Annotated in this window: 10 protein-coding genes and 2 tRNA genes; 5 read left to right on the forward strand and 7 right to left on the reverse strand. The window is 45.1% G+C overall.

Features of this window, described 5'->3' with window-relative positions:
* Positions 1-94: 94 nt before the first annotated feature.
* Entirely contained in the window at positions 95-589 is a 495-nt protein-coding gene (locus PG915_RS05415) for a peptidylprolyl isomerase (RefSeq protein WP_353498196.1), read from the reverse strand.
* A gap of 142 nt (positions 590-731) precedes the next feature.
* Here PG915_RS05415 and ascB point away from each other — a divergent pair, with 142 nt between their 5' ends.
* The gene (gene ascB / locus PG915_RS05420) at positions 732-2162 is read left to right on the forward strand and encodes a 6-phospho-beta-glucosidase (RefSeq protein ID WP_353498197.1); all 1431 of its coding nucleotides are present in this window, start codon (positions 732-734) and stop codon (positions 2160-2162) included.
* Between the two features lie 131 nt (positions 2163-2293).
* On the opposite strand, the gene PG915_RS05425 is transcribed toward ascB, so the two are convergent.
* The 4 genes from PG915_RS05425 to PG915_RS05440 all read right to left on the reverse strand — a co-directional run bounded on the left by PG915_RS05425 (position 2294) and on the right by PG915_RS05440 (position 4763).
* Positions 2294-2384, reverse strand: a tRNA-Ser gene (locus PG915_RS05425).
* A 160-nt stretch (positions 2385-2544) separates the two neighbouring features.
* Positions 2545-2621, reverse strand: a tRNA-Pro gene (locus PG915_RS05430).
* A gap of 65 nt (positions 2622-2686) precedes the next feature.
* Entirely contained in the window at positions 2687-4507 is a 1821-nt protein-coding gene (locus PG915_RS05435; protein ID WP_353498198.1) for a DUF3413 domain-containing protein, read from the reverse strand.
* A gap of 28 nt (positions 4508-4535) precedes the next feature.
* Positions 4536-4763 (reverse strand): YejL family protein, encoded by a 228-nt coding sequence (locus tag PG915_RS05440; RefSeq protein WP_042474173.1) that lies wholly within the window; start codon positions 4761-4763, stop codon positions 4536-4538.
* An 84-nt stretch (positions 4764-4847) separates the two neighbouring features.
* Here PG915_RS05440 and yejK point away from each other — a divergent pair, with 84 nt between their 5' ends.
* The 4 genes from yejK (at position 4848) to asd (ending at position 9939) form a co-directional block, all read left to right on the forward strand.
* Positions 4848-5846: a nucleoid-associated protein YejK gene (yejK, locus tag PG915_RS05445; protein WP_112462213.1), complete on the forward strand. Its 999-nt coding sequence runs from the start codon at positions 4848-4850 to the stop codon at positions 5844-5846.
* An 89-nt stretch (positions 5847-5935) separates the two neighbouring features.
* Positions 5936-7288 (forward strand): Hpt domain-containing protein, encoded by a 1353-nt coding sequence (locus tag PG915_RS05450; RefSeq protein WP_353498199.1) that lies wholly within the window; start codon positions 5936-5938, stop codon positions 7286-7288.
* A 163-nt stretch (positions 7289-7451) separates the two neighbouring features.
* Positions 7452-8645: a chemotaxis protein gene (locus PG915_RS05455; RefSeq protein WP_353498669.1), complete on the forward strand. Its 1194-nt coding sequence runs from the start codon at positions 7452-7454 to the stop codon at positions 8643-8645.
* A 175-nt stretch (positions 8646-8820) separates the two neighbouring features.
* Positions 8821-9939: an aspartate-semialdehyde dehydrogenase gene (asd, locus tag PG915_RS05460; RefSeq protein ID WP_353498200.1), complete on the forward strand. Its 1119-nt coding sequence runs from the start codon at positions 8821-8823 to the stop codon at positions 9937-9939.
* A gap of 63 nt (positions 9940-10002) precedes the next feature.
* Here the strand turns inward: asd and PG915_RS05465 are convergent, their stop codons facing one another.
* Together PG915_RS05465 and PG915_RS05470 are read right to left on the reverse strand one after the other, a co-directional pair.
* Complete coding sequence (locus PG915_RS05465) at positions 10003-10857, reverse strand: ion transporter (protein ID WP_353498201.1); 855 nt, start codon at positions 10855-10857, stop codon at positions 10003-10005.
* A gap of 196 nt (positions 10858-11053) precedes the next feature.
* Positions 11054-11692, reverse strand: a complete 639-nt coding sequence (locus PG915_RS05470; protein WP_353498202.1) for a YchE family NAAT transporter — start codon at positions 11690-11692, stop codon at positions 11054-11056.
* Between the last annotated feature and the right edge of the window lie 352 nt (positions 11693-12044).

The raw sequence follows: 12044 nt of genomic DNA on the forward strand, positions 1-12044 counted from the left end.
AGTCAGTCAATGAGTGTTAGTTACACGCAACAATACTCATCACGTTGGCCTACAGCTGAAGAGTTACTGTAGGCCAACGTGATGTGTTTTGGGGTTAGTCAACGATGGTGACTTTGTTGATTTTAATCGTGTCTAGCGGCACATCATCATGACCTTTTTTTATGCCAGTCATGGCTTTACCAATGTTGCTGACCACGTCCATTCCCGCCGTCACTTTGCCAAACACCGCATAGCCCCAACCGGAGTTTGTCTTACCGGTGTGATCCAAAAAGTCATTATTATCTAAGTTGATAAAAAACTGAGCTGTCGCCGAGTGCGGCGCATCGGTGCGAGCAAAGGCAATGGTGCCGGTTAGGTTTTTAAGACCACGGTTTGCTTCATTAACGATAGGTGCGTGAGTCTCTTTTTCGGTCATGTCTTCGGTATGACCACCACCTTGGATCATAAAACCGTCAATAACACGATGGAAAATGGTGTCTTCATAGAAGCCTTCTTGGCAATAGCGCAGAAAGTTTTTTGAACTGACAGGCGCTTTGTCCATGTTAAGTTCAATTTCAATGTCGCCATAGGTCGTCGTTAAGATAATCATGGTGGTACTCTAGCTGGTTGAAGTTATGATCGGTTGAATTAACGTTGATTGTAGCAGGTTTCAGATTCGAACTAATGGGTTGTATTTAGAATAATTGCATCTCTTTCGAGTGAGGTGGTTTTTGTTGTTTTCGAGGTACTCAATGTCAAATATCCAATTTCCAAAAGATTTTCTATGGGGCGGGGCGATCGCCGCAAACCAGTCAGAAGGTGCTCATTTAGCTGGTGGTAAGGGGCTCACAACGGTCGATATGATCCCCTATGGTGACAACCGTATGCCAATCAAGCTTGGCCAAGTAGATAGGGCCGCTCTATCTGAAAATGAGTTTTACCCAAGTCATAACGCCATCGACTTTTACCACCGTTACAAAGAGGATATCGCTTTATTGGCTGAGATGGGCTTTAAAGTGTTTCGCGTCTCTATCGCCTGGAGTCGCATCTTTCCTAAAGGTGATGAGTTAGAGCCGAATCAGGCTGGGTTGGACTTTTATCGAAGTGTGTTTGAAGAGTGCCAAAAAAACGGTATTGAGCCTTTAGTCACGCTTTGTCATTTCGACGTTCCAATGCATTTGGTTAACACCTACGGTTCATGGCGCAATCGAAAAATGATCGAGTTCTTCACTCGCTATGCAAGAACGTGTTTTGAGCAGTACAAAGGGCTGGTGAAGTATTGGCTGACTTTTAACGAGATCAATATTCTTTTGGCGAGTCCGTTTTCTGGTGCAGGACTGCTGTTTCAAGAAGGTGAGAATCATGATCAAGTGAAGTATCAAGCGGCTCACCATGAACTCGTTGCTAGTGCGCTTGTAACAAAAATAGCGCATGAAGTTGATGAGCAAAACCAAGTCGGCTGCATGCTGGCTGGTGGCAATTTCTATCCATATTCTTGTAAGCCAGAAGATGTTCTGATGGCGATGGAAAAGGATCGTGAGAACCTGTTTTTTATTGATGTTCAGTCTCGCGGTTATTATCCGTCTTACGCTCAAAAAGTCTTTGACCAAAAGGGTGTGGTGCTAGAGACGGAAGAAGAAGACTTTGAGATCTTAAAGAACACTGTCGATTTCATCTCGTTTAGTTATTATGCCTCTCGCTGCGCTTCCGCTGACATGAACGCTGGAAATACCAGTGAAGCGAACGTAGTGAAGTCGATCAAAAATCCACACCTACCGGCTAGTGACTGGGGATGGGTGATAGACCCTACGGGTCTGCGAATCACTATGAATACCCTATATGACCGCTACCAAAAACCGCTGTTTTTGGTTGAAAACGGATTGGGCGCACACGATCAATTAACTGAAGATGGTCAAGTGAACGATGACTACCGAATTGACTATCTACGCGAGCATATCATCGCCATGCATGAAGCAATGGAAGATGGCGTTCCACTAATGGGATACACACCTTGGGGGTGTATTGACCTTGTGGCAGCCTCGACAGGTGAAATGAGTAAACGCTATGGCTTTATCTATGTTGATAGAGACAATCTAGGTAACGGCAGTTTGAACCGAATTCCTAAAAAGTCGTTTTATTGGTACAAGCAGGTTATCGCCAGCAACGGCAGCGATTTATCGTAGGTTTTGCGGTTAGCGATAAAAGGGCTGTCAGGCGCAGTCCTTTTTAGTTTCAGCATTTAGCTGCAACACTTCGTGGGCCTGGATTGCTAAAACGAAAAAAGCCGCTGAATTATCAGCGGCTTTTTAGAATGTGGCGGAGAGATAGGGATTTGAACCCTAGAACCGCTATTAACGGTTGCCGGTTTTCAAGACCGGTGCTTTCGACCACTCAGCCATCTCTCCGTGTTGATGCGCATAATAATGGGCATCTTACTGTTTGTAAACCCTTATTTTTACTGTTTGCTCTATTTATAAGCAACTGATTCAAAATAATGGTTTGGGTGTCTAAAAACTACACATTTAAGTAGTAAAAAGCCCTAAGACGAGTCTTAGGGCTTGAATATGGTCGGACTGACAAGATTTGAACTTGCGACCCCCGACACCCCATGACGGTGCGCTACCAAGCTGCGCTACAGTCCGATGGGTTTAATCTAAACCAGAGTGTTTTACTGGTCAAGGGCAATTCATGTGATTAACTGCTTGATTTACTGACTTTTAGCGTAGAAACGTTGCAGTTCCGTGAAGCCTTGCATCAAGATAGGAAGCTTCGGATTCGTGTTATCAAGCTTGTTGTAATCTTTATCATACAGGCTGTAGTTACCAAACTTGTCGACTACCGTGGTGTCATTTGCAGTCACCAAAGCGAGCTCTCTTGTATCACCTGCGATGATCCACTTACGTTTTCTTTCATCAAACAGGTTGCGTCCGCTGCTGAAGTTCTTCACATTGGTGGACACACCGCTAAGATCTTCCAATATGGTCGCAGCAAGATCGAGGTGACTGGTCATATGTCCGTAGTCGGCAGCAAGTTTACCTGGCCAATGAATAACCATAGGCACACGCAACTGATATTGACTGTAGTTGGTATTCGAACCCCAACTTCGAGTCTTCGTTTCGTTGAACTCGGTACCGTGGTTTGACGTCAAAATCACGATGGTACTTTCTAGCAAGTCTTGATCAACTAACGCTTGCAGAATTTTGCCAAACTCGGCATCAGCAGCGGTAGCTGCGGCTGAGTAAGCACTCACAAAGCGCTCTTCGGCTGTTTGCGCATTACTTTGTGATTGGTAGTCGCTAAAGTTATCAACAGTGGACAACTCAATAAAGCCAAACCATGGTTTGTTTGAACCATTAATAATGGCATCGCTCCACTGCTCAATGGCCGCATTGTCAGAGATGGTTTTATCCAGCGTTTCCGACTTGGTTGCGGTTAAATCAACCATTGGGAATTTTCTGAAGATGGTCTCGCTGTAGAGGTCGTCTTCAAAGTTATCACCACTATAAAGCTCAAATCGGTAACCTTGATTAGCAAGTACAGACATCAGCAAGGGTTCAGTTCCCTGAGACTTAATGCTGCTGGCGTAGCTGCTTGGAAGACCATAAAGCAAGCCGAAAGCGCCAAAGTCGTCATTGCTTGAGCTGTAGTGGTTAATGAAGTTTTGATTGTTGAGAGCAAATCCGTACGCGACAGGCATGGTCTCTGGATTCAGCATGTCACTGCGAAGGTTATTGATACTGACAATCAGTACATTCAAATTCTCAGAGCGGCGATTGAACTCAATTTCTGTTAGCGGGTAGCGAACCAAATCCGCAGCGCCTTCGTTATCTTTAAGTTTCTGCAGGTATTCTTCTCTGTCCAGTAAGCCATGTTTCTCCATAAATGACTTCGCTGTCATCGGGTAGGAGAGAGGGAAATTGGCTTTTTGCACGGTGACAGGGTTATAGAAAAACGCGTCCGCCCAAATGAAAATTAGGTGGCTAGCGATAAAGCACACGAAAAACAGCGCAGCCAATGGGCGGCCGACATGCTTATGAGACAGTTTGCGCTGTTTGCGCCATACCCATTCCGCGAGCGCAAGCTCAGCTAAGAAAATCGGTGGCAGGACAATGAACAGGTGCTGTAAATCGGAGCTAATGGTGCTGTTTTCGTCGCTAAATAGCAGATCCCAAACCACCGGAGACAAGTGCAAATTGATGGTTTGATAAGCCTGGGTATCAATTAATAGGACAGTGAGGCCAAATGTAGCAAAACACACCGCAATCAATCGAAACAGTTTTCGCGAGGGAACAATAAAGGTCAGCGGAAACAGCACTAACAGATAGAGGGCAAATACCAAAAAGCCAAAGTGGCCGATCCACGATGCGAACAAGTAAAACTGTCCCAGCAACGTATCAGGCCACGGAGAAGAGGCGATATAGCGGGTACCGACCAGCATTGCCGCAATTATATTAAAGAACGCAAACCAGTGACCCCAGCCCACTAGGCGGGAGACCTTTTCTCCGTATGAATTTTCGCTATCTACCATCTGCCGTGTAATCTATCCGTTGTCGAGATTAGTGTTGATCTTTAGTTTCTAATGATGAAATCAAAGCTTTAGAGAATTTTTCCGCAATTGCTTGGCGTTGTGAAGGAGCAACGTTTTGATTTAAGACATTGGTTGCGATATTACCTGCAATCATAAGTGAAAGTTCCGCGCTTGCACCGTGCTTGTCTAGAACAGCGGCAACTTCGGCAAGGATGTCTTCAACTTGTTGATCGGTATATTTAGATGTAATTGGCATAAAGACTCTGCTAATGATAATGAAAGCGGCTTATGATACCCTACTCTGCATCACAAACGAAACAGCAACCATGATAAATTCACAATGAGTTTGAACCTATCTAACGTTATTTTACACCAGTTAGCGATAAATGAGCAGGAAGAGCTTGTCGTTCAGTATCGCGAAGAGATGTTGCACAACGACAATTCAACCGAAACCTTAGTGGCTGAACTGCATCGTGTGTTTAATTCGAAAGCGGGAAAAGGATTTGGTTCCTTTACCAGTGAGAGTGATTTTCAGATTTGGCTAAGTGAGCTACTTAAAGGTGAGAAAGACTTTTACAGCTTCTCTCAGCAAAGTGCCGAGCGCCTTAAAACCGAACTAGCAAAATACCCATTTGCGGAAGCGGGCACACTGGTTATGGCTCAGTATCAATCGTTAGCAACGGATTACTTGTTTATCGGTTTGCTGCCATCGTACAACAGCTTGCAAGTGACGGAAGGCTTAAACATCGGTTCAATCGACTACCTTGATATCGCAAAAATGGATATCGCGGCACGTATCGATCTAACCAGCTACGATTTGGACAAAGGCTCAAATCGTTACCTCACTTACATTAAGGGTCGCGTTGGACGCAAAGTAGCGGACTTCTTCCTAGACTTTTTACAAGCCGAAGTAGGGCTTGATACTAAGCAGCAGAACTCTTTGTTGATGCAAGCGGTAGAAGATTACTGTGCCGACGCTCAGCTTGATAAAGATGAAACCGTCAACTACAAAAAGCAGGTCTACGATTACTGTAATGATCAGCTAAAAACAGGCGACGAAGTGCAAATCAAAGAGTTATCTGGTGAGCTTCCAAGCAATGAAGGTTCGAGCTTTTTAGATTACACTCAAGAACAAGGCTATGAATTGGAAGAGAGTTTTCCAGCTGATCGCTCGACTGTACGCAAGCTCACAAAGTTTGTTGGTGCCGGTGGCGGATTGAATCTTAGTTTTGATAGCCTGCTTCTAGGTGAGCGCGTGTTTTACGATCCAGATACCGATACTCTTACTATCAAAGGCACACCGCCAAACCTAAGAGATCAACTGACTCGAAATCGTTAAGCAGATAAAAAGCGCTACTTTGTAGCGCTTTTTTGCAGGGTCAAGAAAGGCCAGGGATAAGCCTTATTGTTGTTGAGAGGGAACGACGGTTGAATGTATTAAAACGTCTTAATGGCTTTGCCGTAACCATCGTGCTGCTATGGTCTATTGCCGTGACTACAGTGGTGTATATTTCGTCGCAAGAAGAGAAAATTACTCATCTCATTGACGAGATCTCGTTTAGCATCGACAAGCTAAGACAAACCCTTTTCTTAGCCCAACCTTATCGCTCACGTTTCTCTGAGCAACTCGAGCTTGAAATACAGCTTATACATGCCCAAACCGTGCAGCTCAAATCATTGACTCAATCGGATTTGCTCTCGGATGTTTCTCATACCGTCTATCTACTCGAACGATTTGTAGAGCAGGCTCAGCTTCTAGCGCAAGATGAAGCGCGTATGGATACTTTTGTTTCCAGCATTAATGCCAAACCAACACGGTTAAGCCAAGCGGCGATTTCGCTTAGTGACCGACTCTCTGCGGTGGTGCTGGATACCTTATTCAATGACACGGTTGAACCGCGTCAGGTGTATTTGAAGCTTGAAGATATTCAGCGCGAAGCTTATGGGCTTTCTGGTGGTGACCGCGTACACGTTTTGGAGCTTAACTCTCAAGCATCGGTGCTGTTGTCACAAGCGGCGAATACTGAGTTTCTGGTCGAGCGTGTGGTTAACCACCCTGTTATGACAGAGCTATCGCTGCGCGAACTGCAATCTGAACGCATAGTGAATGAACAAGTACTGATCGTCGTATTGGTCAGCCTTGTGGCGATTGTTTGTTTATTGCTGTGCAGTTTCAAAAAACAGTCTGAACCACTGCTGGCAAGTGGCCGTGATGACTTGGATGGCTATGAACCTGTTTCGGTGACTCGCGAGCCACAATATGCACGGGCAAATAGCGCGAATGAAACATCAAAGGGACAAGCCGAAGAAGTCACACAACCGCATGACGTGACGCCGTCTTTTTCAAAGATAGAGCCGGTGAATGAAACAGAACAAGTAGAGCTAGAAGTCGTTCGTGACGAGGGTATCTCCGCACCATCAGAGGCGGCTGAAGAGGGCGCGCCGATCCAGTTTTCTGAAATGCTCAATACCTTGGATGGAGACAAAGAGTCGATGCTGCTACTGCTAGGCGTTTTTGTTTCCGAGCACAGTCAAGATGCAGATAAACTACGCAGTCTTGCTGATAGCGATATTGACCAAGCGACCCGCGTCGCACATACCCTAAAAGGGGTCTCTGGCAGCATCTTCGCAGAGCAGCTCCGTCAAACCGCAATCACCGCTGAGCTGCAACTAAAGCAAACCCAATCCATAGACTCTGAGGCGATAGAGAAACTAGAGCTGCGTCTTAAACAAGCGATTGTGTCGGCTGAAGACTACATCTCCAACCAAAGTCAACAATAACGTCTAGTAAATCGCGAAATTTAGACTATAAATATCAATAGTTAACGTGAATTTTACCTGGGTTATTTATAGTGGCGATAATATATGGCTAAGTGACTTCACCATACAGGTGAAGTGACTAGACAATCGCTACTTTTCAACGTTGAGGCTTACGATGAAACCAATGCACCGCTTGTGCTGCGCACTTCTAATGCTGTTTATTTCTCTAATTTCTGGCTGTTCATTGCTAGAAGTTCAGCTCGATAGCCAAACTACGCCACTGACGAAACAAGAACTCAATATGCGCTTAATGACGCGCGAGTTTAGTCGTGAGTTCTTCACTCAAGTTGAAGCGACATCCGATTCTTTAGCCGCCAAGTACGATGAAACTGACATTGTGAATCAATCTCATATTTTACTATGGAAGATTCATGCTGAAGAAGGGTTAGGGCAGTCAGCCTATCAAGTGTCTCCTACCGCTGGCCTAATTGATACTTGGGTATTCACGGTTCAGATGGAGCAGTTTTTCACGAAAGGTAACGGCAAAACACTGTTTGTCACTGAAGAGGCTACACAAACGGCGACTAAGTTGAGTCAAGAAATCGATCAGTTGGCAAAGTCGTTATTTAAATCGGATAGTTATGGCACAACCAAAGTCTTTGTTGACCAATTTGCGGCGCTGCATCCGTTTGAAAACTTGAGCTTTGCTCGTGTGCCGGCTTATCGCGAGTGGTTAAAAGCTCAGGGTATTGATGAAAGTGAAGTGACGACAACCCTTGGCACCATGCCAGAAGCGCTTTCCGATGTGTCTGATAGATTGTCGTTGATGTCGGAGCAAACACCTAAGCTGATGACGTGGAAAGCCCAGCTTATCGCACTCAATAGCAATGTCAGTGGCGATGATATCCACGGCGCGATTAAGAGCTTCCAAATCAGTGCCGATGCGTTTAAAGACTTTGTTGAAAATAACCCTGAATACATGCGCGATTTAGCTCAAAAAATGGCGATTGAGCTTCAGCCGCTACTCAACGATTTAGACGTTAAGACCCAAGATAAGCTCACACAGCTCAGTGCAGAGCGACAAGCACTGGATGACATGGTGGCGCGTGAACGTGAAGAGCTTATCAAGATGATTGAGCGTGAGCGTAAAGAAATAGCGGTCATCGTAAACAGCGAGCGAGAGTTGTTTGCTCAAGATCTCGATAAAATATCTCAAGATGTCTTAACTCTTGCTGTCGAAAAGCTCATTCAGTTGATTAAGAGCACTATAGTCTATTTCATTCTGTTTATTTTAGTGATCTTCTTTGCTCCCTTAGGACTTGGTTATGCCCTAGGTAAAAGGGCTCAGTTGAGAAAAGAAACCAAAATAACAAGCTAGTAGTAAAAGGGCTCCGAAAGGAGCCTTTTTACTAATTACTAAACGGTTATGGAGTACTAACTGGTTGGGTTTGTGAAAAAAGTTACTTTAATTTGTGAATTAGCTCTTGTGTTATGGCTCGGAAAATTTTATAGATGGGGGAGCCTTTATTTCAATTCACACGGAGAGTAATTCAATGAGAGTAGGTTTAGTCGGTTGGCGTGGCATGGTGGGTTCGGTACTAATGCAGCGCATGGTCGAAGAAAAAGACTTTGATGTCATCGAGCCCGTATTCTACAGCACATCTCAAATTGGCATCCCTGCACCAAACTTTGGTAAAGATGCTGGTCTTCTGCAAGACGCTTTTGATATTGAAAGCCTAAAACAACTGGACGCTGTGATTACCTGTCAGGGTGGTAGCTACACTGAGAAAGTCTACCCAGCGCTTCGTCAAGCTGGTTGGAAAGGGTACTGGATTGATGCTGCTTCTACTCTCCGTATGGACAAAGATTCAATCATTACCCTAGATCCAGTGAACCTTGGTCAAATCCAAGATGGCCTTATTAAAGGTACCAACACCTTTGTTGGCGGTAACTGTACGGTTAGCTTGATGCTTCTTGGTCTTGGCGGTCTTTATGAGAAAGGCATGGTTGAGTGGATGAGCGCGATGACTTACCAAGCAGCCTCTGGCGCAGGTGCTAAGAACATGCGTGAGCTTATCTCTCAAATGGGTGTAGTAAATGACTGTGTGACTTCTGAACTCGCCAATCCTGCAAGCTCTATTCTTGATATTGACCGTAAAGTGGCTGAGACTATCCGCTCTTCTTCGTTCCCAACGGATCAGTTCGGTGTGCCACTAGCAGGCTCGTTGATCCCATGGATCGATGTGAAGCGTGAAAACGGCCAAAGTAAAGAAGAGTGGAAAGCCGGCGTTGAAGCGAACAAGATCCTAGGCTTGCAAGACAGCCCAGTTCCAATTGATGGCACATGTGTGCGTATTGGTGCAATGCGTTGTCACGCACAGGCGCTTACTATTAAGCTTAAGCAAGATGTACCGATGGATGAGATTGAAGAAATCATCGCTACGCACAACGATTGGGTGAAAGTGATTCCAAACGATCGCGACATCACTGCACAAGAGCTTACACCTGCGAAAGTGACGGGTACGATGTCTATCCCTGTTGGCCGCCTAAGAAAAATGGCAATGGGTAACGACTTCCTAAACGCATTCACTGTGGGTGACCAACTATTGTGGGGCGCGGCAGAGCCGTTACGTCGTACATTGCGCATTGTCTTGGCTGAGAAGGCCAGTTAAGCGTCATAGCTTGGTTGAACCTAAGTTTGAAAAAGCCCTCTTCTGAGGGCTTTTTAGTGTCTGCTATTTTAAATCTTCGGAGTCTACTTCAACCACTCTCTTTTCTGGTGTTGCTAACTCACTCCCACAGTGCTTGCAGTGCAGCGCATCACTCTCATGGCCGGATTTCGAGCAGTTTGGGCATTTCACTAAGTTTCGGTGAGTTTTCATTTCCTGGTTGAGCTCTGCGGTAATTATCCCGGTAGGAACGGCCAGAATGGAGTAACCAAGCAGCATAGTCAGTGAAGCTAGCCCTTTGCCAAGTGGTGTACTTGGCACCAAGTCTCCATAGCCAACAGTCGTAATGGTCACAATCGCCCAATAGATACTTTGTGGAATGCTGGTAAATCCGTTCTCAGGTCCTTCTATGACAAAGATCAAAGCACCAAAAATTGTCACCAATATCGCGACGGTACTGAAGAAAACGAGGATCTTACGGCGTGACATTAACAGTGAACGCAGCAGAATATTGGAGTCTTGCAGGTAGCGAACCAACTTGAGGATACGGAATATTCGCATGACACGAAGTAGACGTATCACCCCCATAAAGGTGGCCGATGGGAAAAGCAGTGCCAAGTAGGTTGGGAGAATCGATAGTAAGTCGACTACACCATAGAAGCTGGTGGCGTAGGCCTTAGGTTTTGGTGAGCAATATAAGCGCAATAAATACTCAACGGTAAATATCGCGGTGAAGAAATATTCAAGCATCACAAAGGTCTGATCCCACTCTGTAGCTAACCCTTCGATAGAGTGCAGCACTAACACCGTTAGCGAAATCAGAATGGCAATGATAAGGGCAATATCAAAAATTCGACCCGCTCGGGTGTGATGACCAAAGATAATGATGTAAAGCTTGTGCTTTAAGCGGTTGTTTTCCATAGCAAGAGTCTATAAGCCTTCAATATGGCTAGTATATACCCAAGTAGCGCGAAGGGGCAGTTTTGCTATATCTAGTGCTACGTCTGGTGCTCTGTCGGTATGTCAGATGCAGCCATACGGTGTATAGAGGCAAATCAAGCATCCTTGGAAAAGAATGCTTGAAGAATTTAAACAAGTGATGAAATTGAAGGGTAGGTTAAGCGAGGCCAGGGAAAAGAGCTTTTAGCCCGTTGGCCATAAATTCAATGCCCAGCGCACCGAGGATCAGACCCATGATACGCGTGATCACGTTGATACCTGTTTGTCCCAAGAAGCGAACAATGAGCGGAGCCGAGCGATACAGTAACCATGAGCAAAGAGCAAAGACGATGATACTGATAATGATGCCAACCGTTTCCACCATGTCTGGATACCGAGCACCATAAACAATGGTCGAACTGATTGCACCAGGACCCGCCATCAAAGGCATGGCTAGGGGCACAACACCAATCTGCTCTTTACTGACGTACTCCGACTTTTCTTGTTTATTCTGTTTATCTTCACCGAGCTTACCCGACATCATCGAAAAAGCGATGCTGAGAAGTAGCAAGCCGCCCGCAACTCGGAACGAATCGAGAGAAATACTGAACATATCCAAAAGTATCTGACCTGCCAGTAACGAGGTGATCAGAATAACGGCAACGGCAATATTGGCCGTCGCAGCCGTTTTGTTCTTGTCTTCTGGAGACATGTGGCTGGTTAAAGACACAAAAATTGGCATGATCCCAACAGGGTTTACCGCAGCGACCAAACCTAAGAAAAACTGCAAATAGATTGCAAATTCGATGCTACTCATAGACGAATCTCGATGATAGAAGAGGGACACAATGCAAGGCATCTATGCCCGGGTAAAAAGTGCGGCTAATGTACGACATTGTGGGCAGAGAATCGACTAAAACTTGATGACTATTTTTAACGTATAACACCAATGAATCAGCCCTTCGGAGTGATGTGAAAATATGAATGGAATATGAAGGAAAAGTTCGTGCCACAACTGAGGTAACATACCTTTTTGTTGCCAAAGTGTTGCGCTTGTCTAATTTTGATTATTTTTGCGTCATGGGTTGAAAGGAACCAATGTCATCTACATATACTTAGTAGCACGATGGCGACGTTTTACTTGTTTTTCTGGTACGAAAGTGAAAATT

Origin of the sequence: Vibrio sp. CB1-14, assembly GCF_040412085.2 — a bacterium.
Taxonomy (GTDB): Bacteria; Pseudomonadota; Gammaproteobacteria; order Enterobacterales; family Vibrionaceae; genus Vibrio; species Vibrio chaetopteri.